Annotated in this window: 24 protein-coding genes and 1 tRNA gene; 13 read left to right on the forward strand and 12 right to left on the reverse strand. The window is 56.0% G+C overall.

Features of this window, described 5'->3' with window-relative positions; translation table 11 throughout:
• Positions 1 to 18: 18 nt before the first annotated feature.
• The 5 genes from ABLQ08_RS07770 to ABLQ08_RS07790 all read right to left on the reverse strand — a co-directional run bounded on the left by ABLQ08_RS07770 (position 19) and on the right by ABLQ08_RS07790 (position 6012).
• Positions 19 to 1431 carry a 3'-5' exonuclease gene (locus ABLQ08_RS07770; protein WP_352940596.1) on the reverse strand — a complete coding sequence of 471 codons (1413 nt, stop codon included), beginning with the start codon at positions 1429 to 1431 and terminating at the stop codon, positions 19 to 21.
• A complete protein-coding gene (locus ABLQ08_RS07775; RefSeq protein WP_352940597.1) occupies positions 1431 to 1952 on the reverse strand; it encodes a hypothetical protein in 522 nt (173 codons plus the stop codon). Before ABLQ08_RS07775 ends, ABLQ08_RS07770 begins: the two co-directional genes overlap by 1 nt.
• A gap of 60 nt (positions 1953 to 2012) precedes the next feature.
• The gene (locus ABLQ08_RS07780) at positions 2013 to 3842 is read right to left on the reverse strand and encodes a DUF294 nucleotidyltransferase-like domain-containing protein (protein ID WP_352940598.1); all 1830 of its coding nucleotides are present in this window, start codon (positions 3840 to 3842) and stop codon (positions 2013 to 2015) included.
• A gap of 106 nt (positions 3843 to 3948) precedes the next feature.
• The gene (locus ABLQ08_RS07785) at positions 3949 to 5736 is read right to left on the reverse strand and encodes a sodium:solute symporter family protein (protein ID WP_352940599.1); all 1788 of its coding nucleotides are present in this window, start codon (positions 5734 to 5736) and stop codon (positions 3949 to 3951) included.
• A 15-nt stretch (positions 5737 to 5751) separates the two neighbouring features.
• Complete coding sequence (locus ABLQ08_RS07790) at positions 5752 to 6012, reverse strand: DUF4212 domain-containing protein (protein WP_352940600.1); 261 nt, start codon at positions 6010 to 6012, stop codon at positions 5752 to 5754.
• 759 nt (positions 6013 to 6771) lie between these two features.
• Here ABLQ08_RS07790 and ABLQ08_RS07795 point away from each other — a divergent pair.
• Positions 6772 to 7392, forward strand: coding sequence for a glutathione S-transferase family protein (locus ABLQ08_RS07795; RefSeq protein ID WP_352940601.1), 621 nt, complete (start codon positions 6772 to 6774; stop codon positions 7390 to 7392).
• Between the two features lie 144 nt (positions 7393 to 7536).
• Here ABLQ08_RS07795 and ABLQ08_RS07800 read toward each other — a convergent pair whose 3' ends face one another.
• From ABLQ08_RS07800 to ABLQ08_RS07810, 3 genes are all read right to left on the reverse strand, one after another.
• Positions 7537 to 8058: a CBS domain-containing protein gene (locus ABLQ08_RS07800; protein ID WP_352940602.1), complete on the reverse strand. Its 522-nt coding sequence runs from the start codon at positions 8056 to 8058 to the stop codon at positions 7537 to 7539.
• A 284-nt stretch (positions 8059 to 8342) separates the two neighbouring features.
• A complete protein-coding gene (gene nqrM, locus ABLQ08_RS07805; protein ID WP_352940603.1) occupies positions 8343 to 8573 on the reverse strand; it encodes a (Na+)-NQR maturation NqrM in 231 nt (76 codons plus the stop codon).
• A gap of 21 nt (positions 8574 to 8594) precedes the next feature.
• Entirely contained in the window at positions 8595 to 9638 is a 1044-nt protein-coding gene (locus ABLQ08_RS07810) for an FAD:protein FMN transferase (protein WP_352942548.1), read from the reverse strand.
• Positions 9639 to 9801: 163 nt separating this feature from the next.
• Here ABLQ08_RS07810 and ABLQ08_RS07815 point away from each other — a divergent pair, with 163 nt between their 5' ends.
• The 6 genes from ABLQ08_RS07815 to nqrF are packed head-to-tail and all read left to right on the forward strand — an operon-like array spanning position 9802 to position 15659.
• Entirely contained in the window at positions 9802 to 11145 is a 1344-nt protein-coding gene (locus tag ABLQ08_RS07815) for a Na(+)-translocating NADH-quinone reductase subunit A (protein ID WP_352940604.1), read from the forward strand.
• A gap of 3 nt (positions 11146 to 11148) precedes the next feature.
• Positions 11149 to 12348 (forward strand): NADH:ubiquinone reductase (Na(+)-transporting) subunit B, encoded by a 1200-nt coding sequence (locus ABLQ08_RS07820; RefSeq protein WP_352940605.1) that lies wholly within the window; start codon positions 11149 to 11151, stop codon positions 12346 to 12348.
• Positions 12341 to 13165, forward strand: a complete 825-nt coding sequence (locus ABLQ08_RS07825) for a Na(+)-translocating NADH-quinone reductase subunit C (protein WP_352940606.1) — start codon at positions 12341 to 12343, stop codon at positions 13163 to 13165. The genes ABLQ08_RS07820 and ABLQ08_RS07825 overlap by 8 nt, the downstream gene beginning before the upstream one ends.
• A complete protein-coding gene (locus tag ABLQ08_RS07830; protein ID WP_352940607.1) occupies positions 13165 to 13818 on the forward strand; it encodes an NADH:ubiquinone reductase (Na(+)-transporting) subunit D in 654 nt (217 codons plus the stop codon). The genes ABLQ08_RS07825 and ABLQ08_RS07830 overlap by 1 nt, the downstream gene beginning before the upstream one ends.
• A complete protein-coding gene (gene nqrE, locus ABLQ08_RS07835; protein WP_352940608.1) occupies positions 13818 to 14426 on the forward strand; it encodes an NADH:ubiquinone reductase (Na(+)-transporting) subunit E in 609 nt (202 codons plus the stop codon). Before ABLQ08_RS07830 ends, nqrE begins: the two co-directional genes overlap by 1 nt.
• 12 nt (positions 14427 to 14438) lie before the next feature.
• Entirely contained in the window at positions 14439 to 15659 is a 1221-nt protein-coding gene (nqrF, locus tag ABLQ08_RS07840; protein WP_352940609.1) for an NADH:ubiquinone reductase (Na(+)-transporting) subunit F, read from the forward strand.
• Between the two features lie 395 nt (positions 15660 to 16054).
• On the opposite strand, the gene ABLQ08_RS07845 is transcribed toward nqrF, so the two are convergent.
• A tRNA-Ile gene (locus tag ABLQ08_RS07845) sits at positions 16055 to 16131 on the reverse strand.
• 235 nt (positions 16132 to 16366) lie between these two features.
• On the opposite strand from ABLQ08_RS07845, the gene ABLQ08_RS07850 reads away from it, so the two are divergent.
• Both ABLQ08_RS07850 and ABLQ08_RS07855 read left to right on the forward strand, forming a co-directional pair.
• Positions 16367 to 17437 (forward strand): AI-2E family transporter, encoded by a 1071-nt coding sequence (locus tag ABLQ08_RS07850; protein ID WP_352940610.1) that lies wholly within the window; start codon positions 16367 to 16369, stop codon positions 17435 to 17437.
• Positions 17438 to 17552: 115 nt separating this feature from the next.
• Positions 17553 to 18320, forward strand: a complete 768-nt coding sequence (locus tag ABLQ08_RS07855) for an SIMPL domain-containing protein (RefSeq protein ID WP_352940611.1) — start codon at positions 17553 to 17555, stop codon at positions 18318 to 18320.
• A gap of 169 nt (positions 18321 to 18489) precedes the next feature.
• Here ABLQ08_RS07855 and ABLQ08_RS07860 read toward each other — a convergent pair whose 3' ends face one another.
• Positions 18490 to 19569 carry an NAD(P)/FAD-dependent oxidoreductase gene (locus ABLQ08_RS07860; RefSeq protein ID WP_352940612.1) on the reverse strand — a complete coding sequence of 360 codons (1080 nt, stop codon included), beginning with the start codon at positions 19567 to 19569 and terminating at the stop codon, positions 18490 to 18492.
• Between the two features lie 116 nt (positions 19570 to 19685).
• Between ABLQ08_RS07860 and ABLQ08_RS07865 the strand changes: the two genes are divergently transcribed.
• On the forward strand, positions 19686 to 20027 hold the full coding sequence (locus ABLQ08_RS07865; RefSeq protein WP_352940613.1) for a MerR family transcriptional regulator: 342 nt from the start codon (positions 19686 to 19688) through the stop codon (positions 20025 to 20027).
• A gap of 96 nt (positions 20028 to 20123) precedes the next feature.
• Here the strand turns inward: ABLQ08_RS07865 and ABLQ08_RS07870 are convergent, their stop codons facing one another.
• Entirely contained in the window at positions 20124 to 21002 is an 879-nt protein-coding gene (locus ABLQ08_RS07870; protein ID WP_352940614.1) for a substrate-binding periplasmic protein, read from the reverse strand.
• A gap of 248 nt (positions 21003 to 21250) precedes the next feature.
• Complete coding sequence (locus tag ABLQ08_RS07875; RefSeq protein ID WP_352940615.1) at positions 21251 to 21853, reverse strand: GNAT family N-acetyltransferase; 603 nt, start codon at positions 21851 to 21853, stop codon at positions 21251 to 21253.
• Positions 21854 to 22022: 169 nt separating this feature from the next.
• Between ABLQ08_RS07875 and speD the strand changes: the two genes are divergently transcribed.
• From speD to ABLQ08_RS32740, 3 genes are all read left to right on the forward strand, one after another.
• Complete coding sequence (gene speD / locus ABLQ08_RS07880) at positions 22023 to 22580, forward strand: adenosylmethionine decarboxylase (protein WP_352940616.1); 558 nt, start codon at positions 22023 to 22025, stop codon at positions 22578 to 22580.
• Positions 22577 to 23449 (forward strand): polyamine aminopropyltransferase, encoded by an 873-nt coding sequence (gene speE, locus ABLQ08_RS07885; RefSeq protein ID WP_352940617.1) that lies wholly within the window; start codon positions 22577 to 22579, stop codon positions 23447 to 23449. Before speD ends, speE begins: the two co-directional genes overlap by 4 nt.
• Positions 23450 to 23591: 142 nt before the next feature.
• Positions 23592 to 24869, forward strand: coding sequence for a hypothetical protein (locus ABLQ08_RS32740; RefSeq protein WP_425328979.1), 1278 nt, complete (start codon positions 23592 to 23594; stop codon positions 24867 to 24869).
• Positions 24870 to 25109: the final 240 nt, after the last annotated feature.

Here is a 25109-nt window from a genome sequence, read left to right on the forward strand (position 1 = left end):
ATAACGGAAACGGCTTCGTCAATTCAGATCCTTCAGCAACCTGCCGTGCTTGCGGGTTTCCTGAATGACTTCTCCAAAAGTTTCGAACCCTCTTGAAATAAGAATCGGCAGCATCTTGCAGAGTGCTTCTGCCGTCGCCTGCGCATCTCCAAGAGCTGTATGACGCAGCTCTGGCGCAATGGTGATACCGAGGCGCTCGCACAAAGCGTCGAGGGTATGGATTTCGGTGTCACCGAACAGTACAGCCGATAACAGCACCGTATCCAGGAGCGGATGATCCCAAAGCAACCCGGATGTCTTTTCATGGCGGTGGAGAAAGGCCATGTCGAAAGGGGCATTGTGAGCAACCAGCACCGAGTCCCGTGCAAACTTGTGGAAGTTCGATACGGCTTCTGAAACAGCCGGTGCTTCAGCAACCATCGCATCGGTGATGCCATGCACCTTGGTGGAAGCGCGAGGGATTACGCGCCCTGGATTAACAAGTTGGTCCACCTTTTCACCTGGTACGATCCGGCCTTTAACCACCCGGACGGCTCCGATCTGAACGATTTCGTCCTTGTTTGGCATCAATCCCGTGGTTTCTGTGTCGAACACGACAAAACTCAGGCTCTGGAGCGGACGGTTTTCAATGGCATGTTCTGCTTCATGTTCCGTCAAATCGAAATCGAAGATCAGCGGACGTGCCGCCTCCGGTGCAATCCGCGCATGCGTGTCATCCACCAGGATCATGTAACCAGGTGTCTGGTGAAGCTTCTTCAGTCTCAACTCGAAACTCAAACGCCCGCCTGTGCCGCACACTTCGACAATCACTTCCGTGCGTTTTTCCGAAAGCTGTTCAAGCCCCGCCTGCAAATCCGCCTCGTCGAAATAATCGAAAATCGAAGCGCTCAGACGCGGCACGTGCACCTGACCCAGAACATCGGCTGCCTGTCCGTCATAAAGCATGATCTGATTTGTCGGGCTGACAAGGATGATCGCGACGGGAATTTCAGTAAGAAGAAGGGCAAGATGGGCTTTTTCAGCCATGATCCGCGAGGTCTCGGCTGCGACGATCTCCTCCGTTCCTGAAGAAACCTTCGAGAGATGCCCTGTGACAGCGTGAACCGCAGGAGCAAGGTCCCCCAGGAAACGCGTTTTGTGCAGGTCGATGGACGCCTTTACATCCGCATGCGCGCATGTCCTGACCGTCGATGCAATGTGCTCGATCGGTCGCGCAACATTCTCATCCAGAAACCGCCACACCCCGGTGGAAAGGGCCAGTACTCCGAAAAACGACAGAACTCCGGCCAGCAGAAATCCTGAGGCGTGCCCGGTTTCAGCTGCTCTCATGAAGCCGAAGAAGAGTGAGAAGCCAATCAGCAGACAGCTCGCCGTGGCCAGACCACTGAACAGGATGAAAAGGCGAAGCCTGAGGCTGAGCGTCGACAACATCAGCCAGCTCCACAAATCGTTGACACGAGCGGATCTCCCGCGGAAACGGCGATCCACTCCGCGCCATCCACTGCGCCATCGTTTTCAAACCGGATCCCGTCTGCGAGGGCTGCGCGCCTGTTGCCCGGGCAGTCGGCGAGAACCGGCAACTTGTTGACCGCAGACCACCGGCCGAAGAAGTAGATTTCGGCTAGTTTGATACCCGGCTGATTGGGGTGGGAGCGAACAGTTGCGGTATCGACGGCCACAAACCGTTCAACGAAGGGCCAGACATAGGTCCAGGGGCGATAGAAGGCCTTGCTTTCAACAGTCTGGGCAACAACCACATCTTCCGGCAACGCGCCACTGGTTCGCCCATACCACCCATATTCGTTCGAGATCGTCACCAGGATCATTGCCGCGCCTGCGGCGACCGGAGCGAACCAGCGCGGCAGGCGTCCACGCAGCACCCTGTTCACCAGCATGACGGCGCCCGCTGCGGCAATCCCTGCAACAAAGGTAGCGATCAATTCGACAAACATTTCTTTCCTCCACTTCGGACCCGACCACCGCTCCCCTGATGAATCGGAACCCGAATGTAATTAGCTCAACATGCCCCGCCCATGGCCGACTGCCGACTGCATGGTCTTGACGACGACAAAGGCATCCCGAAGATGACTGCGTTCAAAATCCGATAGAACCGAGGGCAGCAGAAAATTGTCCGGCGCGACGCCCTGTTTGACCAGGCCGGCCTGGTGCAACAGCCGGGTCTCGGCAATCAGATCGTAGGCATCCAGAAGATCGCCTGCTCCCGACTGGCTGAGCTGTCCGCTGGCTCTCGCCTCAACCAGACGCGCCCTGGTGTTGACCGCACCGATCTGTCCGCGCAAAGCATAGATGCGTGCCAGATCGACAACCGGAACGACGCCATTGAGTTTCATGTCAAGCGCATGCTTGTGCTCGCCGGACCGTATTGTCGCCAGACCGCGCAAGAGATTCAGCGGCGGAGTATGCTTCAGCGAATTGCTGATCATATGCGCAACGAAAATCGAATTCTCGCTCGACGCTTTTAATGTTTCATGCTGCAGGTTCTCAAAAAGAGCCGTGTGGCCTCCGATCGGCCGCAGGTCGAACATGACTGAGCTCAGCATCTGTGCTTCAGGGTCTGGATTGCGGATCCATCCATCGAAATAGCTCTTCCAGACCCGGATGGGCTGACACCAGCGCGGGTTCGTCGCCATCATGTCACCGGGACAATAGACATAGCCGCATGTGTTGAGCCCATCGCAAACGAACCTTGCAAGATCCGCGAAATAGCCTTCCCGGTCGGCGTCGCTGACGCTGTCGTCCAGAAACAGGCAATTGTCCTGATCGCTTACGCCAGTCTGTTCCTGTCTTCCTTGAGAACCGCAGGCCAGCCACAGATACGGGACCGGCGGTGGCCCCAGTTTTTCCTCTGCCAACGCAAGCAGCCGACGGGTGGCTGTATCCGCAATATCCGTGATCAGACGAGTGACGACTTCATGCCGACTACCGCCGGCAACCAGCTGAACCAGCAAACCGGAAATGCCCGCTGTGACCTTCGCCATTTCGTCAGCGTTTTCAGCCACGGCAATCTCACTGACCAGATTGGCCGAACTTACGGCCTGGAACCGGGTCAGATCGGTTTGCGTGATCATGCCGACCAGGTGATTGCCCTCCACGATGGGTACGTGCCCGATGCGGCGTTCCATCATCAGATGCAGAATGTCCGAGCCTATCGCCGAAGGTGCCAGGGTAATCGGATCCTCGGTCATGATCTTAGAAACAGGTGTATCGACCGGCAGGCCTTCCGCCAGGATCTTTCCCGACAGGTCGCGCGTCGTCACGATCCCTTTCAGCGTTTCATCCGTGTCCGTGACACACAGAGATGACACGCGTTTGTCGCGCATTTGCCGCGCGGCATGCTGCACGCTCGTTTCCGGCTGGCAGGTAAACGGATTTGCGGCCATCAGCGTTTCGGCCCGGCTCGTCGCCAGGCTGCTGTTCGACGTCTGGGGCTTGCGCGCACGATCGAAAAACCTTGCAAAGGCCTTGTGTTCGGCAATCAGGGCATGAAAAATCTCAGGCGGCAGAACCAGCAGGACCGAAGTCTCGTCCGCTCGTGCGGACGTTACCGCGACACCGTCACGCATGAGACCTCGTTCTCCGAACGAGTTTCGCGGGCTCAAATGACTGACGACCACATTGTTTTCGTCACGCACTTCAACTGCGCCGTCATAGATGATGAAAAGCCCGGGCAGTTTCTCCCCGAGATCATAAACGCTGCGGCCACCAACCACTTTGCGGATATCGAACTGCTGGGCAAGCGACCTGGCCGCATCGTCCGGCAGGGAATCATACGGGTGCAATGAATTGAGAAAGCGCAGTATTTCGTCAGTTTCGAGAGACATGGCTTGGGCCTGAATAGTAAAGCAAAAATGTCCCGCCCGGCATGCACCGGACAGGACAGGATCGGAAAAGGACGGGCAGCCGCGTTACGGCTGCCCGCTACAGGTATCAGTGATCCTGTGCTGCACCGGCGCCACGCGGGATGCGCACGCTTGCAACCAGTTCCTTGATCGCCTGCGGGGTTTCCTTGGTCATGCCTGCAACAATGTAGGCCACCGTGAAGTTGATCGCAGCACCAATCGCACCGAACGAGGTCGACTTGACCGGACCAAGCAGAGGATCTGCATCGGTAAAGCTGTTGGTACCCGGGATGAAGAACCAGCCCTTGTGCAGGAAGATGTAGACCAGGGTCACGACCAGGCCCGCCAGCATGCCCGCAACCGCGCCGGTGTTGTTGATGCGGGTCGAGAAGATCCCCATCATCAGCGCCGGGAAGATCGACGCCGCCGCCAGACCGAAGGCAAGGGCCACCGTCTGCGCTGCAAATCCTGGTGGGTTAAGCCCCAGATAGGTTGCAACCATGATGGCGACCGCCATGGCAATTCGCGCCGACAACAACTCTCCTCGTTCCGAAATCCCTGGATTGATGGCTCCCTTGATGAGGTCGTGACTGACAGCGGACGAAATCGCAAGCAGCAGCCCCGCGGCCGTGGATAATGCCGCAGCCAGACCACCGGCAGCCACCAGACCGATTACCCAGCTGGGCAGGTTGGCGATTTCCGGGTTTGCCAGAACCAGGATATCCCGGTTGAACTTGGTCAGCTCGTTACCGACCCAGCCTTTGTCTTCAGCCAAAGTCCGCATCTCGGCGTTTTTGTCGTTGTAGTACTGGATCTTGCCGTCATGGTTTTTGTCTTCCCAGTCCAGAAGACCGGTTTTCTTCCAAGTCTGCATCCAGTCGTAACGCTGGTCGTTGTCGATCTGCTCCAGGGTCACGGCGCCGCCGTTGATCCCGCCATTCGGCCACATCATTTCGGTGATGTTGAGGCGAGCCATCGCCCCCACAGCCGGAGCCGTCAGGTAAAGCAGCGCAATGAAGACCAGTGCCCAACCGGCAGACCAGCGTGCGTCGGACACTTTCGGCACGGTGAAGAAGCGCATGATCACGTGCGGCAGGCCCGCCGTACCGATCATCAGCGACAGGGTGAAGAGCACCATGTTGAACGTGTTCGAATGGTGTGCCGTATAGGAATTGAACCCGAGTTCCGTCACCACCTGGTTCAGCTTTGCCAGCAGAGGTTCGCCGCTGGAAACATCATTGCCGAACAGGCCAAGGGCCGGGATCGTGTTTCCTGTTAGCTGAAGCGAGATGAAGATTGCAGGAATGGTGTAGGCGGTGATCAACACCACATACTGCGCCACCTGGGTATAGGTAACGCCCTTCATGCCGCCGAACACTGCATAAGCAAACACCACGCAGGCTCCGATCAGAAGACCGGCCGTGTTGCTGACCTCCAGGAACCGGCCGAAGGCGACGCCTACGCCGGTCATCTGGCCGATCACGTAGGTGGTGGAAGCAACGATCAGGCAGACAACCGCCACGATACGCGCGGTCTGGCTATAGAAACGGTCACCGATAAACTCCGATACCGTGAACTTGCCGAACTTGCGCAGGTAAGGCGCGAGCAGCAAAGCCAGCAGCACGTAGCCACCGGTCCAGCCCATCAGGAATGAGCTGTTGTCATATCCTGTGAAGGCGATCAGACCCGCCATGGAGATGAAGGATGCCGCCGACATCCAGTCGGCAGCTGTCGCCATGCCGTTGGTAACCGGGTGCACACCCCGGCCTGCGGCGTAGAATTCCGAAGTAGAGCCCGCGCGAGCCCAGATTGCGATGCCGATATAGAGCGCAAAAGAGCCGCCCACAAACAGCAGATTGATAGTAAACTGATCCATCTGTCCCCGACGTCCTTATTCTTCGTCCACACCGTGCTCGCGATCGAGCCTGTTCATTCGCCAGGCGTAAAAGAAGATGATCGCCAGGAAGACCAGGATTGATCCTTGCTGGGCAAACCAGAAGCCCAGATCGGTGCCGCCGACCGGAATGCCGCTCAGCAGCGGGCGCAGCAGGATGCCGAACCCGAACGAGACCAGCGCCCAGATCACCAGGCTGGCCACAATGATGCGCATATTGGCTGACCAATATGCGTTGTTGGATGAGTTATCGGACATGTCGGCTCCTCCACTTAGTCCGGTTTGCCCCTAGGTCGTGCCTCTTCCACGCCCCCGGTCGTTTTTGCCCTCAACAGCCGCTCCGGCTTTCACGTTCGCAATGGTTCAATCAGCGAAATTCACCCATTGTGCTTCCCGGCCACGCAACACCGGCGCGCCAGGCCTCGGACGCATCCGATGGCGAAATTTGCTGTCAGAAGAAATTTGAGGCCGGACAACACGCGGCTGCCGGGCAAAAGCAGGCAGAACGCAGTTGATCTTGGCCATCGGTCAAAGTCCTTGCTGTTCTTGAACCGGTGGATGAAAAAGGCCTCATACGGTTACTTCATCATCCCGGAACGTATAGTTGGGCTACATTGAAGTTCATCGGAACTCTGACCGGGACATTACCAACACATTAAACATATTCAAGACTACTAACGGAGTAATATACTTAGGTATGACTATACTTAGGTTCAGATACCTAAGTATAACAATACTTAGGTATAGCAATACTTAGGTATAATGCACTCATAAGCCCAAAGGGGTATGGACGCACAAAATCCCAGCCTCACATGCGCAATAAAGGTTGTTTACGCAAGAAGCATCTCAAAGGTTGTCGCGAACAATCGCAATTTGGTGCAACAGCACCGGTTCTCAGGTCCGACACGGCCACGGCCATAACAACACCCGGTTTCCCGAATTTGGCAAACGGGTTCGGGGCTGTTATGCGCTGGTAATCTGCCGACAGTGCTCACCGTCCAACGTCAGGAAAATTCAATGCTCAAAGTTCTCGGCCGCGCCAATTCGGTGAATGTCCAGAAGGTCATGTGGTGCGCTGCTGAACTCGACCTGAGTGTTGAGCGTGTGGACATCGGCGGAGCATTTGGCGGCAATGACACAGACGACTACCTCGCGCGAAACCCGAATGGCCGCATTCCAACATTGCTGGACGGCGATTTTGTCCTTTGGGAATCAAACACAATCGTCAGATATCTGTGTGAGAAATACGGGGCGTCGCCCTTGTTTCCCATATCACTCGAAAGTCGCAGCCGTGCCGGCCAATGGATGGATTGGTACATAGCCGAACTCCACCCGCCGATGACGACACTTTTCTGGCAACTCATCCGCACATCACCGGAAGACCGGGACGCCGTCGCGGTCGACAAGGCAATCGAAAGTTGCTCACGCTTGTGGGCCCTGCTCGACAATCATCTGGCAAGTCACAGCTATCTTCTGGGCGACGAACTCAGCATGGCCGATATTCCTGTCGGCTGCTCTGCGTATCGCTGGCACTGCATGAACTTTCAACAACCTGAGCTGCCTGCCTTGAAAGCCTGGTGGACCAGACTTGCCAACCGCCCTTTCTACAGGAAGCACGTGATGCTGCCCCTGACCTGAGGCAGGGGCCCTCATGACGAATCTCGAAGGGAAAAATTGAGAACCCGGAAGAATTCCGGGTTCTGATATTTCACAGTCTGAAGCACAAAGACGATGAAGAACTTCCGGCGAGCATCATCTTCTTTGGCACACAACACCGTCCGGTTAGCCGACGATCAGCTGCTTGAGTTTCAGCGACTCGTATTCGAGTTCGTTCAACCGGTAGTTTACAAGATCCCCGATGGTCACCATCCCGGCAATGGCGTCGTCCTCCATCACCGGCATGTGCCGGAAACGTCCGTCCGTCATCTTGCGCAAGACAGAAATCAACAGGTCGTCCGGCCCGCAGACTTCCACATTGGTCGTCATGATGTCTTCGACCCGTTGCGGCAGAGTTTGCCCCGGTGTTTCGGCGAGCCTGCGGACGATGTCGCGCTCGGACAGAATACCGAGCAGTTTGCCGTCTGCATCTTTCACCAGCAACGCACCGATTCGCTTTTCCTTGAGCATCACGACCGCTTCATGCAGCGTGTTTTGCGGGCGAAGGGCGAAAACGTCCGTCCCCTTCTTTTCGAGAATTTTCCGGACTGTCGCAGTCTCACTCGACGTATTGGACTTCGCGGTCTGGCTGTGGGTCGTCTCGTGCATCTTGTCTTTGCGGCTTGGGGCCTGATAAGAGCTTGGCATGATTTTGGCTCCCTGCTGTATGTCCACCTATGGTTTGGCATACAGCTTAACCGAAACTAGTCGGCCGAAGGAACTCTCCAAATTGGCAGAATTTATTCTAACCCCGTTGACCGCAACGATTTTGTTCGTTTTGGCCTGCTTCGCCGGTTACCAATATCGTCGCGTCTGGGTGAAGGAAGGGCCTCGGTGGCAGCTTTGGCTGTTTGGCCTGATCGCGGGCGTTTGCCTGGCGCTTGTCGCGTTTATTCCGCTTTCGTCAACGTCCTAGTTACCCCGTCGGGCAACTAGCCTTCCATTTCCGCAAGTTTTTTCCGCGCTCTCGGGCACGCGAGACGGTCACGCAGCGGGCTGTTCGGGTCGATTTCCTTGCTGCAGACCACGCACTGGTCTGCATCCGAAATCGCGTTCAACCCGCCGCAGCTTCCCTTGATGGTCTTGCCTGAAAAAATCACGCCTAGCGCCATGCCGAAGATGACGATCAGGAGGAGCGCGAATGTCAGGGCAAAAGTCAGCACTTTTCTAGTCCGTTCTGGTTATCAGGCCTGCAGTTGTGCAAAGCGGTCGCTGGTTGCGGAAACGAATCCCTTGTTTCCTGTTTCAGCACTACGATCAATGAACAATACGGCGAGATCACGCTCATTTGCGATTTCAAGTCCGCGTTTCGTGCCGAGCACCAACATTGCCGTCGCCCAGGCATCTGCCAGCATGGTGTTTTCAGCCAGCACGGTCACTGACGCCGTGCGGTGGGTAATGGGCCGACCGGTATGCGCGTCAATGATATGCGAATAGCGAACGCCATCCTGCTCGAAATAGTTCCGGTAATCACCGGATGTGGCCATGCCCAGATTTGAAACGCTGGCAACCTGATAGGCAGTCTTGGTCAATGCATCCGGCGCTTCAATGCCGATCTGCCATTTCATGCCATCCGCATTCTTGCCCGACACGTAGACGTCACCGCCGATTTCAACCATGAAATCGGACAGACCGAAGCCTTTGACGACCTCAGCCATCTGATCGACACCATGACCCTTGCCGATGGATGGCAGGTAGATCTGCGTGCCGGGGTTGCTTTTACGCAGGTAATTTCCATCGACATGGAGACCGTCGGTCTGGCCCGCCACTTCATAAGCTGCTGCCAGCGCTGCCGAATCGGGTTCAACGTGACTGCCGGAGTTTTTGGCTCCAAATCCCCAAGCCTCGATAACCGGGCCGAGAGTGATGTCGAACTGTCCGTCACTGGCGCTGTTGATTTCCCGCGAAGCGCTGACGACCTTCGCCAGCTCCCGGGAGACTCTCATCGGATCTGTGGAGCGGGAAGCGTTGAACCGCGATACTTCAGACGAGGCATCCCAGTTGGACATCTGAGCATTGACTTGCGCCAGGCTCTTTTCAAGCGCCTGTTTCAAGGCTGCCTTGTCCACGTTTCGATCATGATCGATGGCCGTGACCGAGTAGCTGGTCCCCATAGTGGACCCGGAAAGCTCAAGAACATCCGCACCGCCTTTACAGGCAGCCAAGGTCAGCGACATCAGGATGAAGCTGCGACGGGAGAATGTAATGTTAGTTGGCACGGTAACCATCTCCGATAGATCAAGAGCGACCAATGTCGCCAGTCCTGTGGCGCTTTTCATTCGTTTCGAGAGCCGATTCAACAAAAAAATGTAGCAAACTGGCAAAATAGTACTTTTTACCGGAGCAAAAACGTAGCATATGGCGGCTTGTCGAATTCTGGAGGCCAGATGCGTGCAAAGCTTTAAGCTCAAAAAAGGTCTTGATCTGCCTGTAACGGGGGCACCTGTTCAAGAGATCAGTGACGAACGCGAGATTCGGACAGCTGCCGTTATTGCTGCAGATTACATCGGTCTGAAACCGCGACTGGTTGTTCAGGAAGGTGACGTTGTAGGTGTCGGCGCACCGGTACTTTTCCACAAGGACACGCCCGATGTCATGGTCACCTCACCGGTTTCGGGCCGTGTCAAGGCAGTCAACCGAGGCGCACGCCGCGTTCTGATCAGTGTCGAGATCGAGATCGATTCCGATGCTGCGGAGCCGGTGGACTTCTCCGGCATCGGTGATGCCTCCACTTCGGCCGGACTTGTCGAGCGTTTGTGCGCCTCAGGTCTGTGGACATCTTTCCGCACGCGTCCTTATTCGAAGGTTCCCGATCCGGCGACAAAGCCTTCATCAATTTTTGTCACGGCAATTGACACCGAGCCCTTGTGCCCGAACGCAGCACTGGTCATCGCAGACAGCGGCGAAGCTTTCAAAAAGGGTCTCGAAGCAATCCAGTCTCTGAGCGAGGGCAAGACCTACCTCTGCTCCGAAGCCGGCACCTCCATTCCGGGACAGGACATCAGCGGCATCGAGGCAGCAGAATTCTCAGGACCTCATCCTGCCGGTCTCGCAGGAACCCACATTCACTTTCTCGACGCGCCAAGCGCGCAAAAGACGATCTGGACCATCGGCTATCAGGACGTGATTGCAATCGGGCGTCTGCTTGAAACGGGTCACTACGACCCAAGACGAATTATTGCTTTGTCCGGCCCCATGTGCGCAAGGCCGCGTCTCGTGCGAACCATCGCCGGCGCTTCGATGATGGAGCTTTCGGAAGGGGAAATTTCCGGAGACGCTCCGGTTCGCCTGATTTCCGGTTCTGTCCTCAGCGGACGTCTCGGCGAAGGCCACGGCGCTTATCTCGGCCGTTACGCGCGCCAGATCACACTGATTGAAGAGGATCACAAGCAGATCCCGATGGGCTGGATACGTCCGATGCCATCGAAATATGCTTTCCAACCTGTACTTGGCTCGGCATTTTCCAAAAAGCTCTATGCACTGACGACCAACCTGAACGGCGGACGCCGTGCGATGGTTCCTACCGGCACCTTTGAAGAACTTATGCCGCAGGACTTTCTGCCCACTCAGCTGTTGCGTGCCCTGCTTGTAATGGATACGGATCAGGCGCAAGCGCTTGGTGCCCTGGAGCTGGACGAAGAAGACCTGGGGCTGGTGGGCTTTGCCTGCCCCGCCAAGTATGAATATGGCATAGCGCTCCGCGACTGCCTCACCAAAATCGAAAAGGAGGGCTAGGTCTTGGGTCTGCGCAGCTTCTTTGACCGCATTGAGCCTCATTTCGTAAAGGGCGGCAAATACGAGAAACTTTTCCCCGTCTACGAGATGGTGGAAAGCTTCATCTACACTCCCAAAACGGTGACCACCGCCGCTCCGCATGCGCGCTCGTATGTCGATATGAAGCGGATCATGACTTACGTTGTCATCGCGACGATCCCTTGTATCCTGGTCGGCCTCTACAACGTTGGCTTTCAGGTCAACTCTGCGATCTCTACCTACGACCCGACCGGCTGGCGGGCGTGGCTGATCGAAGCAATGGGAATTGGCTTCGACCCTGCGAACCCATTTGCCAATTTCGTTCACGGCCTCCTCTACTTCCTTCCGATCTACATCACCACGCTGGTGGTCGGCGGCATCTGGGAAGTCATCTTTGCGACCGTGCGCGGGCATGAAGTGAACGAAGGCTTTCTGGTCACGTCCATGCTTTACGCGCTGATCCTGCCGGCATCCACGCCACTATGGCAGGTCGCTCTTGGTATTTCCTTTGGCGTCGTAATCGGCAAGGAAGTCTTCGGCGGCACCGGCAAGAACTTCCTCAACCCGGCGCTCACCGGCCGTGCATTCCTCTATTTCGCCTATCCTGCGCAGATGTCGGGGGACACGATCTGGACGCCGGTGGACGGTTTCTCCGGGGCGACTGCCCTCTCCATCTCCGCGTCAGAAGGCTACAAGGACCTCGCAGCAAACGGCATCAGCTGGATGGAAGCGTTCCTCGGCACCATTCAAGGCAGCATCGGGGAGACATCCGCTCTGGCCTGCATGATCGGCCTGGCCTTCCTGCTCATTACCAAAATCGCCAACTGGCGCCTGATCGTCGGTTGTCTTGCAGGCACGATCGGCTTCTCCGCCCTGCTCAACCTCATCGGATCGGACACCAATCCGATGTTTGCGATGCCCTGGTACTGGCACCTTGTGCTCGGCGGTTACGCTTTCGGCCTGGCGTTCATGGTGACGGAACCGGTCTCGGCATCCCATACCAATGTCGGCCGCTACATCTACGGTGCGCTGATCGGCTTCATGGTTGTGATGATCCGCGTCATTAACCCGGCCTTCCCCGAAGGTATGATGCTGGCGATCTTGTTCGGTAACGTTTTCGCACCGCTGATCGACTATTTCGTGGTGCAAGCAAACATCAAACGCAGGGCGAAACGAAATGCCTGAGGAAAACGGACAACTGGAAAAGAGCCGGAACAAAGGCTTCGTGCGACGTTTTCTGGACATGCCGCCGGACTCGGTTCCGAAAACCCTGTTCGTTGCGGTAACGTTGTGCCTGGTGGCATCGATGATCGTGTCGGCAACGGCTGTGTCGTTGCGGCCGATCCAGGAAGAAAACAAGCTGCGCGACAAGCGCATCAACATTCTTCAGGTTGCCGGCGTCTATGAACCGGGCACCAATGTTCGCGAAGCTTTCCAGGCCTTCGAACCGCATGTTCTCGATCTGACCACCGGCAAGTTCACCACTGAATTTGACCCGGCAACGTTCGACGAGCAGGTAGCAGCCGGAGATCCTGAGCTGAGCCGTGCCCTGACCAATGACCCTGCCGGCATTGGACGCCAGTCGAACTTCAAGACTGTCTATCTGCTGCGCAAGGGTGACGGATCGATCGACAAGGTCATCCTGCCCGTGCATGGCTACGGGCTGTGGTCCACTCTTTATGGATTTGTCGCCCTGGAAGCCAATGGCAACGACATCTTTGGCCTTCAGTTCTACCAGCACGCCGAAACGCCCGGCCTTGGCGCCGAGGTTGACAACCCACGCTGGAAAGCACTGTGGACCGGTAAGAAACTGCGAGATGAGAACGGCGACCTACAGATCACGGTCGACAAGGTTCCGCCGCCAGCTGGTATCGAGTACCACGTTGACGCCATTGCCGGGGCAACGCTGACGTCTCGCGGCGTCGACAATCTCGTGAAATTCTGGATGGGTGAAGAAGGCTACGCAACCTTCTTGGCCAACCTGCAGGCAGGAGAGATCTGATGGCACAGACCAAGAGAAGCATGCTGATCGATCCGCTGGTCGACAACAACCCGATCACCTTGCAGGTTCTCGGGATCTGTTCGGCCCTCGCGGTGACTTCGTCCTTGCAGGTGGCTTTCGTGATGGCACTCGCCGTTACGGTAGTGACGGCCTTTTCATCGATGTTCATCTCGATGCTGCGCAATCAGATCCCAGGCGCAATCCGGATTATCGTGCAGATGGTGATCATCGCTTCGCTGGTGATCATGGTTGACCAGTTCCTGAAGGCTTATGCCTACGAAATCTCGAAAACCCTTTCGGTTTTCGTCGGACTGATCATCACCAACTGTATCGTCATGGGCCGCGCTGAAGCCTTCGCCATGAAAAACCCTCCCATCGCGTCGTTCATCGACGGAATCGGCAACGGCCTCGGCTACGGATTGATCCTGATGCTGGTTGGTGTTGTCCGTGAATTGCTCGGCTCCGGCAGCCTGTTCGGTATCACCCTTCTTGAGACCGTGAACAATGGCGGCTGGTATGTCCCCAACGGTCTTCTGTTATTGCCGCCGTCGGCGTTTTTCGTAATCGGCCTGCTCATCTGGGCTTTCCGGACCTGGAAGCCAGAACAGACAGAAGAGCCTGAGTACAAGATCCAGGTAGTGGAAGCTCATTGATGGAACATCTGCTCTCTCTTGGCGTTAAGGCAATCTTTGTCGAGAACCTCGCGCTCTCATTCTTCCTGGGCATGTGTACGTTCATTGCCGTATCGAAGAAGATTTCCACGGCCATCGGACTTGGCATTTCGGTGATGATTGTTCAGGCGATCACGGTCCCTGCCAACAACCTCATCCTCACCTATCTGCTTGCTCCCGGCGCCCTGTCCTGGGCAGGTTTCAGCAATGTCGACCTGACTTTCCTGGGCCTGATCTCCTATATCGGCGTCATCGCGGCTCTGGTCCAGATCCTCGAAATGGTCCTCGATAAGTACTTCCCGCCGCTCTACAACGCGCTGGGCGTCTTTCTGCCGCTTATCACTGTGAACTGTGCGATCCTCGGCGGCTCGCTCTTCATGGTGGAGCGCGACTACGATTTTGCCGAGTCGGTTACCTACGGTGTCTCATCCGGATTTGGCTGGGCGCTGGCAATCACCGCTATGGCCGGTGTCCGCGAAAAACTGAAATATTCAGATATTCCGGAAGGTCTCCAGGGCCTGGGCATCACCTTTGTCACTGCAGGTCTGATGGCGCTTGCCTTCATGTCCTTCAGCGGCGTCAAACTGTAACGGGAGAGCCCTGTGGCCACATTTGGACTAGGCATACTGCTCTTTACCCTGATCGTGCTCGGGCTGGTCACGATCATCCTCGCCGCCCGATCGAAGCTCGTCTCCGTCGGCAACGTCAACATCAATATCAACGGCGAGAAGACCATATCCGTGCCTGCCGGCGGCAAGCTGCTGCAGACACTCGCGGAACAAAAACTCTTCGTCCCGTCCGCTTGTGGCGGCGGCGGCACCTGCGCCCAGTGCCGGGTCAAGGTATTCTCCGGCGGTGGATCGATCCTGCCGACAGAGGAAAGCCATATCACCAAGCGTGAAGCTGCCTGTGGCGACCGTCTCTCCTGTCAGGTGGCCGTCAAGCAGGACATGAAGATCGAAGTTCCCGAAGAGGTCTTCGGCGTCAAGAAATGGGAGTGCACCGTCCGTTCGAACGAGAACGTGGCGACATTCATCAAGGCGCTTGTTCTGGAACTGCCCGAAGGCGAGGACGTGAACTTCCGTGCTGGTGGTTACATTCAGATCGAGGCACCCGCGCACAAGCTCAAATACACCGACTTTGACATTGAGGAGGAATACCGCGAGGACTGGGACCGCTTCAATCTCTGGCAATATGAGTCGGTCGTGGACGAACCCGTTGAGCGCGCCTATTCCATGGCCAACTACCCTGAGGAAAAGGGTATGATCATGCTGAATGTCCGCGTCGCCTCCCCGCCTCCGGGTTCGGAAGGCATCCCCGCGGGCAAAATGTCGAGCTATATCTTCAACCTGAAGCCTGGCGACAAGGTCACGATTTCCGGTCCCTTTGGCGAATTCTTCGCCCGCGAAACGGAAAAGGAAATGGTGTTCATCGGCGGCGGCGCCGGCATGGCGCCAATGCGCAGCCACATTTTCGACCAGCTCAAGCGGCTCAATTCGAAGCGCAAGATCAGCTTCTGGTACGGCGCTCGTTCCAAGCGCGAGATGTTCTTTGTCGAAGATTTCGATCAGCTTGCTGCCGACAACCCCAATTTCGAATGGCATGTCGCCCTGTCGGATGCTCTGCCCGAGGATGAATGGACCGGCTACACCGGCTTCATTCACAACGTGCTCTACCACGAGTACCTCAAGGATCACCCGGCTCCAGAAGACTGCGAATTCTACATGTGTGGTCCTCCGATCATGAACCAGTCGGTGATCAACATGCTGCTCGAACTGGGCGTCGACCGCGAAGACATCATGCTGGACGACTTCGGCGGCTAAACTCAAAAAGGATCCGTGACCCTCCAACTCTTTCCATGATGTTCTTCGCTGCGCAGAACCGTCATCGGAGGGTCACAGCCTCTCGGCAGAGAGGCAGACATTTGCCGCCCGCTGAGCAACGGCACGCAGCGTCTCTCCTTCATGCCTTTGCACATTTTCATGTTCGCCAATCAGCAAGCCAAGCCGCTTGCCGCGAAGCACATTGAAGCAAAACGGCCCGCCATCGCGGTCCGCTGAACCTGAATGCGTGCAACAACCTCGCACAACATCCGATCCCAACCTTCTGCGCATCTGTTGGAAGCGTCTTCTCTACCGAGAAACGCAATCGGAACCCGGCAAAAAAGTACGGACGTCTGTACTCAAGGCGCTGAGAACCGAGCTTTGAAAAAGGGAAATGGTGGGCCCGGAGGGACTCGAACCCCCAACCAATCCGTTATGAGCGGACGGCTCTAACCAATTGAGCTACAGGCCCACGGCGCAATGCCGGAAAATGGAGGCAGCTGCGCGTCATGTTTCCCTATACCACGGCACAAATCCGGGGCAAGTGCTTTGCGACCGGAAGCTCAAAAAGGTCTTGGAAAGTTGCCCGAAGACGCTCGAACGGTCGATGAAGCCAACCCTTCCACAAAAACAGGTTCCGTTTGCGCTTCGCATAAGGTCTAAATGTTCAAAACAACTTAGCGCCTGAATCACTTACCGGAGCCGACATGCGATCACCGCTTCTTTCCGTCACGTTGAGCGTGCTGCTTGTGTGTCTGATCGGCTGGCTGCTGGTTGTCGGCCGCTCGCTTCTCCTTCCCTTCGTCATCGCTCTCATCGTCTGGTACATGATCAACTCCCTGGCGCATGTCTTCGAGCAGATCCCGATCGGCCGCTGGCGCTTGCCCGGGTTCATTTCGTTTTCGATGGCTCTCCTGACGATCTTCGCGGTCGCCACGGTGGTACTCGACATCGTGACCGTCAATCTCACCCAGCTGGCGCAGGACGCGCCAACCTACCAGCGCCGGCTTGAAGAGCTTTTCAATCAGGTGTCCTCTCATCTGAACCTGAACGATCCTGTGGAACTCAAGGATCTATTTCCCGACTCGGTCGTTCCACGCATGGTCACGGCAGGCGCCAGCGTGGTGACCGCCCTTGCAGGCTCCGCCAGCCTTGTCTTCATCTACGTGCTGTTTCTTGTGCTGGAGCAGTCCACCTTCGATCGCAAGTTCGAACACCTTTTCGCTTCGCCAGAACGGGCACAAGCCGCCTTTGCAATACGTGCGGAAATCAACCGCTCGATCATGCACTATTTTTCCATCAAGACCGCCGTCTCCGTCGCAACCGGTGCTCTTACAAGCCTGATACTGATCGCCATCGGTCTTCCCTACGCAGCGCTGTTCGGTTTCATTGCCTTTCTCTTGAATTACATTCCGACCATCGGCTCCCTGATCGGCGTCATTTTCCCGAGCCTGCTGGCCATCGTTTATTACGACAACCTGGCGCCCTTCTTCGCCATCGTGACCGGTCTCGGCCTCATTCAGTTCACCGTCGGCAACCTGATCGAGCCAAGACTGATGGGTTCGAACCTCAATCTTTCCGGACTGGTCATCATGCTCTCCCTGTCCTTCTGGGGCGCCGTCTGGGGAGTTGTCGGCATGGTGCTCTGCGTACCTCTGACGGTGATGATCGTAATCGTCTGTGCCCGCTTTGAAGGCTCGCGCGCAATTGCAGTCCTGCTGTCCGAAACCGGCGACGTCGGGTTTCACAAAGACTCGGGCAGCGAGACACAAAGCTAACGCTTTCGTTCAAGTCCTTGAAAATGAACGGAAGCTGAACCGGTAAGCCTTATCCCTGCCGCAATGGGAGACAATCTTCGCGACAAACAACAATCCGTTGAAAAGGAATTTTTTCATGACATCCATTGTTTCTGTGTTGCCCAACCGTCCATTGTCGTTTGTCCGCAACATTGCACTTGCCGCCGGTCTTTCAGCCGCCGCGATGACCGCCGTACCCGCATTTGCACAAGATCAGGCTTCAATTACCGCGATCGGCAGCATCACGATGGAAGGCAGGGGAACCGTTTCCGTCGCCCCCGATATGGCCGTCATCACGACCAATGTGGTCACCACGGCCGAAACCGCCGCCGATGCCTTGTCCGAGAATTCGGCGTCGATCGCAAAGGTGATCGACGCAATCAAGGGTGCAGGTATTGAAGCAAAGGACATTCAGACCCGCGGGTTCGGGATTTATCCACGCTATGAACGGATCACCGACGGCTCCAACCGCCAACCCAACATCATCGGATACGAGATCCGCAATGGCGTGGAAGTGAACGTTCGGGATCTGACCAAGCTCGGTGGACTTTTGACCCTCGTCGTGGAGAGCGGCGCGAATTCGGTTGATGGTATCCGCTTTGAAGTGAGCGATCCGGAAGAGAAACTGGACGAAGCCCGCAAGAAGGCCGTCGAAGCTGCCCGTCACAAGGCAGAGATCTTTGCGAGTGCAGCAGGTGTGGAACTTGGGAACATCATGACCATCACCGAGACCGGCACCCAAATGCCCCGCCCCATGATGATGCGCGCCGAAGGCATGATGATGGCAAAGGCAGATGCCGTTCCGATCGAAGCCGGCGAGGAAACCATCGGCGCCAACGTCACGATCCGCTGGTCGCTGAAGTAAGTCGCAGCCGGAACTCTCAGGGTCGATGTCACATCGACCCTGAAGTCCGCCCGAACGATGCCAAGCCTATGGCGTTTCGTGGGAACCTTGAAACAACCAGTATTACCTATCGCGTTGAAATTTTGGAATTCAGGCAGCGATAGATAACCTAGTCTTTTCACGAAATGGTTTAGTTCCGGCCGAAGCTCTTGTTGTATTTGGTCAGGAACAGGTCGAGCCCCTTGATCTTGCTTGTGACCCAGTTTCCCGCGGTAAAGAGCACCAGAAAGGAGCTTCCCTTGCGAGGCCCGAGCGGCAGCAGGATCGGTGCCTTTTTCCACGGCACGTAAGGCTTCACGTCCACGATCGACTTGCCCGAAAGCACCGCTTTCAATGTTTTCGTCAACCACGGCAATTGCCGGGTGATGCCGACGATGGTCATGGCATCGCCATTTTCGGCAACATCTCCTGCAGCGAAGACATTTTCCAGACTTGAAGGCCGCATCCAGCCATCCGTCGCAATCCGCCCTGCAGCTGTCTTCCGGACATCGGGCAATGTCTCCAGAAGAGAAGAATTCGCTTTTGACCCGATGACAGGAAAAATAAGATCGACCGTTATGGTCTGCCCGTTGTCCAGTTGAACGGTGCCTGTGTAAGGCTCACTCGTGCTCTGCAGATTTTCGGCGCGCGCTCCGAAGACAATCTCGACGCCGGCAGATTTCAGCTTGGCTTCCAGGGATCTGCCGAGCTTTCGGGGCATATCGGGCAGAAGGGCTTTTTTGTCCGAAACAAGTACGATCTTCTTTTCAGGCATCGCATGGGCAATCTCGCCTGCAAGCTCAATCCCCACGGAACCGCTGCCAACGATGGCAATCGATTGTGCCTGCAGCAGCTTTTCATGAACTTGCCGGTTTGCCTGCTTCAAGGCGTCGATATCTCCCCTCACCGGCTTGAACGGTGAAGTGTGCGTCGACCCGGTTGCAAGAACGATATAGTCCCCTTCGACGCGGCGGCCGTCATCCAGCGTTACCCCGGCGTGGTCCACGCCCGTCACACGGCCACGCTCGATTTGACCTTTCGATAGGAGTTTGTCGTACGGGATCAACGCTCTTTCCAGAAGCTCGGGTTTAACGATCGCGCGGATCATGGCCGGCGCATGGACAAAATGGTTCGCCTGTTCAACCAGAGTGACTTCCGCCTCTGTTTCCAGAGCCTTGGCCAGCTCTGCACCGAGGTAGCCACCGCCCACAATAACGATGCGTTTTGACATATTTTACCTTTCCGCTGCCTGTTATATCAGGCGAATGGACTTTCAATGATCTCGCCCTATGTAAACATAGTCAGACAGAAAACAATAGACCATTGTCCATGGTTTGGAGATTTTAGATGAAAATCGGTGAACTCGCCGAAAGATCAGGCGTTACCCGCGACACGATCCGCTTTTACGAACGCAATGGATTGATCAGGTCCCGCCCCGGGCAGAGCGCAACCAACAACTACCGGGACTACCCGGAAGACAATCTGTTCCAGCTCGAGTTCCTGACCAGGGCCCGGGACGCCGGAATGTCAATTGCCGACCTGCAGGATCTCATCAACGCGACAGAAGGTTCGTGTAACATGGACGCGGCGAAAAAGGTCATTGGGGCAAAGATCAGCGAGCTGAAGGAACGCCAGGAACAAATCCGAAGTATCGTGCAGTTTCTGGAAGAAAGCCTGCACAAGCTATAGCCGTCCCCTGCGCTCCCGATTGCCCTGCCGACGTCGGCAATCTGGGATGAACAGTCGGGTTTTCCAGGGGTCGCCCACGAACTCTGCGCGAAACGTCTAGAATCCAGTTGTGTCCTTGTTCGGAGCATCTGCGAAAAAGCCGTCACTCGGACTGAAGCGGAGCGGAATTCCAAGCTCATTGCTCCATTTTTCCGCCACCTTGTCGAAAAAGTCCGACTGCTTCAGGCCTTCATACGCATTGCGCCAGGACGCTGCCAGTTGCGGGTTCGTCCCGCTGGACAGCATCAGGTAGGAAGGTGACTGCCGGACGGTGTAGACGGAAGACACGGAATCGGCAGGTAACTTGAGGTCCTGCAAAATGGCGGACGCCTGCAGGCGGGACGTGACCCATAAGTCGACCCGTCCGGCCAGCAGCATCTTGACGCCGGTTTCCTGGCTCTCGATCTCGACGGTCTGAATACCTGCCTTTTGCAACAGCCGCATTTGCCAGGACCCCCGAACGCCCGCGACAGTCAGGTTTTGAGTCCTGACAGCATCAAGATCCTTGAGTTGCCGCATCGACCCTTTTTTGGCCATGAGGCTATGGGTCCACATGACAACAGGGCCAATAAACTGAAACCCCATGTCCAGACGCTCCTGCGTACGCCCCGCCGTAAACAACAGAACGTTCGGTTCAGACTTCGCAATCAGATATCCTCGCGCCCAGGGAATGACTTCAACCGGCGTCGCGATGTCCAACTTCTTCTTGAGCGCTTCAACGATCTCGACGCTGATTCCGGTCGGCGTACCATTTTCATCCAGAAAATTCGAAGGCGGCCACGGTGACGTGATCAATCGCATTTCCTGCGCGTGGGCCTTTCCCAATGCAAAAGCGGTTCCCCAGGTAACCAGAAGCAGGACCAGGCAGACAGAGAGAAAATAGCGCCGGCTGTCCGACAATCGCGTGCCGCGCATCCCATATTCCGCCAGGTTCATATCGTCGACCCCTCCAAAGTCAAGCAGGATTGGGGGAATGATAGCGTCAAACGCTTGTCTGTCACTTGAAATAACGTCCGCACGAAGTTTAGACGGCTGCCTTTTGTTGAAAATTTGGAACAGGAGACAGCCAGGAAACTTGAACGTGGAGGAAGCTGCGTACCGAACTCACTCCAATTCATGCGCACACCATCCTGGGAGAACCGGGAATTCCCTAAAAAACAACCCTCGACAGCCAGGATGACAGCTCACAATTTGCGGTACCACACCTGCATGGGCTTCTCGGTTTCTTCATCCTGCCCCACGTCTTGCCATGGGAAGGTGACCACAACGTCCTGCAACTTTTCATAGCCGCGCTTGTGCCAGAAAGGATCCAGGGGCCGATAACCGGAGGGTTTCATCGGATGATCATCCGGGCGGATGACCGCACAAAAAACTGCCTGGGAAAATCCCAATCTTCTGGCGTGGGCCTCACGTTCGTCAAAAAACCGGTGACCGACCCCCTGGCCCCGATAGGCCGGATCAAGCACTGATTCCGCAAGGTAGAAGATGTCCGCCGGGTCAAACCCTCGCTCTTCGAGCGGAACCCGGAACGCTTCATATTCGTCTCCCAGCGGCTCACCTGTCGCCGCACCGACAAGCTTGCCTCGATCATAAGCGCCTACGATCAGCGCCCCTTCCGTTTCCGCGTAGCGCTGCAGATACTTCTCTTCATAGGCCAAAGATCCCTCATAGAGGTACGGCCAGTCCCTGAAGACGTCGATCCTGAGCCCGGCGAGATCGTTCAAGGCCTCTTTCAACTCTTCGCCCGTTAGGTTTCTGATTTCGACCGGCACGGCTAACCCTTTCATTTGGCGAGCTGTTTTGCTTTCCGAGTTCGGATCTGCCAGCCAATTATGGCAGGCGCGCAAATTTTGTAGGAAGATTTTGCAGATTTCCCATTGAGATTAAACACTTCTTTCTGTAAGGAGTGCGCTCCGGAAATAACACCGGGTACATCTGCTGGTTTGGGAGAGCGATATGGAAAGCAACGCCCTCTTCGAACTGGGGATGGACTTGGAGGCTCGTGTAGCAGAAGACGCACATTGCGTTGCCGAGCCAAGAAGCACCACCCAGAAGGAAGAAAACGTTTCGACCGCGGCCGCTGGCGTTTATGCAGACGACCGCCTGGATCACTTCATTCAAAAGGAAGGGGTCCACTGCGCTGGTGCGCATTTGATCATTGACCTTTATGACGCTGAAAAGCTGGACGACCTGCCTCATGTCGAGCAGGCGTTGCGCACATGTGTGGAAGAAGCCGGGGCTACCCTGCTTCACATCCATTTGCACCCCTTTGAACCGACGGGTGTTTCGGGTGTAGCGGTGCTCGCGGAAAGCCACATTTCCGTGCATACCTGGCCGGAAGCCGGCTATGCCGCCTTTGACGTTTTCATGTGCGGCGACGCACAGCCCGAAAAATGTGTCGAAGTTCTGCGCAAGGCTTTCAACCCGGGTAAAACCGCGGTATCGGAACTGCTTCGCGGCCGCGAAGTGGCCAACCAGCTGTCCAAGCCTCACACCATGGAAGCAGCGGAATGAGTGAGGGCCTGAATTTCAATGAAACCCTCTATCCGGGGGTTCAGGTCAGCTACAGCTGCGACGAAATCCTTTATCAGGAAAAGACGGAGCATCAGGATCTGGTGCTCTTTTCCAACCCTGTCTTTGGCAAGGTTCTGATGCTGGATGGAGTAACCCAGGTCACCACCGCGGACGAGTTCATCTACCATGAAATGATGTCCCACGTGCCGATCCTGGCTCACGGCGCTGCAAGGAACGTGCTGATCGTCGGCGGCGGCGATTGCGGTCTGGCGGAAGAAGTGCTGAAACATTCTTCGGTCGAAAAGCTCGTCCAGGTCGAAATCGACGCTTCTGTGGTCGAGTTTTCCAAGGAACACTTCGGGGACTTCAACCAGGGTGTCCTTGATGATGCACGCTTTGAACTGGTGATTGCCGACGGAATGAAATTCGCCGCCGAAACGGAGCACCGTTTCGATGTGGTTATCGTCGACAGCACCGATCCGCACGGTCCCGGCGCTGTGCTCTTTTCGGAAGAGTTCTATCGCAATGTTCACCGCATGCTCACACCTGGCGGTGTCCTGGTGACGCAGAACGGTGTTCCGTTCCTGCAAAAGGAAGAGTTGGTCACCAGCGTCGAGCGTTTTTCGCGCATCTTCAAGGATGCCGCGGCTTACATCGCGGCGATCCCGACCTATTTCGGCGGCCACATGACGCTTGGCTGGGCGACGGACAATCCGGAGCTTCGCAGACAGGCCGTGCAGGTTCTGGACCAGCGCTTCCAGGATGCAGGTTTTGAGACCCGCTACTACACTCCTGAAGTCCATGCGGCAGCCTTTGCATTGCCGAAATTCATTCTGGACGCAGTGGAAGAAGGCCGGGCCAAGGCTTAACAGCACTGAAATGCCAAGAACAAGTGCAGCCCGCACACAATAGTGCGGACTACACATTTACGTTAACTCCCAATTTTCTCTCTACATTTTTCTCCAGATTGCTAGAGTGCAGCGAACGCCTGAAGTCTGAATAGAGGTTCGCGTGCCTGGCACCACGGAAAATGAGACCGGAGCATTTGCGATTTCTTCCACGGCTCCGGAACGCAAGCCGGATGTAATTACAGCGCTTGATGTCCTGATCAACGAGCAGGCCTTCAGGAGCGGTGTCGGCCGCTGGGATTTCCTGCGATCCTTAAATGAGATTGACGCCAGCCACTGGGCGAAGATCCTGAAGGGAAACGCCCGACTGACGCCCGGAAAATTCCGGCTCCTGAACAAGGCGCTGAGCGAAAACAAGGCACAGGCCGACCGGCTCAACGAGCTTTACAACAGCTACTATTCCAGTTTTGAGCGCTCATCCGGCAGATGTCCGCGAAAGGAAAAACCGGACGACCTGACCGGAGGGCTGGAAAAGCTTCTTGAGAAGCTTTCGGTGCGCAGAGAAGACTTGCGGGAAAGCCATGTGTTTCAGGGCACAATCCGCCAGGCCATTCGCCTCCCGAGATCTTCCGGAAACTTCGCAGAAGCCAAACGGAACGGCCGTATCCTGGTACATGGATTGCACAGCAACCAGTTTCGATTGAACCCGGACAAGACTGAAGAACAGGTCATCGACCTTGTTACCGCGCTTTGTTACGCAGCCTATCAGACTGCCGATGCGGATCTCTTCAGCTATGTGGTGAAAAACTGTCACCTGCCGGGAGAACCCGAAAGAACAACTTCCTTTGTCCAGGCAGCCAAGCTTCATCTGCAGAGACGCTTCAACGAGATTTTTCTCGGCACTCCCATCGAGCAGCTTCTCGATCTGCAGTCCGAAGCAAGTTCGCTGGCGGACGATATCCAGGAAAGTTGCGAGGAGCGGCTGCCGATGGCGGTCATGATCAAGCAGAACTTCAGCCGTCTGTTTCTTCAGACTGGCGAAGCGCTTTATCGTGATCGTGTCGCTCTTCAACAAGCCGTTGAATCCTGCGACAGGGACGGTGACCGGTTTACGGAATTCCAGGCCCTCTGCCGGGCTTATCTGGCCAAATGGTATCTGGTCAGCGGAGACCTGGACACGGCTCACACAATACTTGCCGACGCAATTTCAAGGCTCGACAGAAAGCTTGGAAAATTCCACTGGGCCAGAGCATGTGTCCGCGAGTACCAGGCTGAATGCATCCTGCAGGAGATGAAGGCCTCCGCCCCTTCCGAAGACCTCGCCGAGTCCTGCCTTGGTTATCTCAATGATGCACTGGCAAACATGCGAGTGTGCGAGAACATCGTCCAGACAAAACAGCTGGAAAGCAAGGCTGCCCAGGTTCAGAACCTGTTGTTCTAAAACGGCTTTGCCACATCTCTGCCATATGGATTGCAAATTGCGTCGGAATTTTGCCAGAATTTTGCCATAGCGGCTCGGCTCACATTGGCTACTCTGACAAGGTACTTGCTGCCTCGCTTTATTAGAGGCCTTCTTTTTAGCAAACCATTTTCCCACCAAAAGTCTTTTTATTAATCCTTTTTAGGCAACGCCCAGCGGCCCGCCGCTGGGCGTTTCTTTTTGCATAAAAGGCACGACTAT

It is taken from the genome of Roseibium sp. SCP14 (assembly GCF_040329475.1).
GTDB lineage: Bacteria > Pseudomonadota > Alphaproteobacteria > Rhizobiales > Stappiaceae > Roseibium.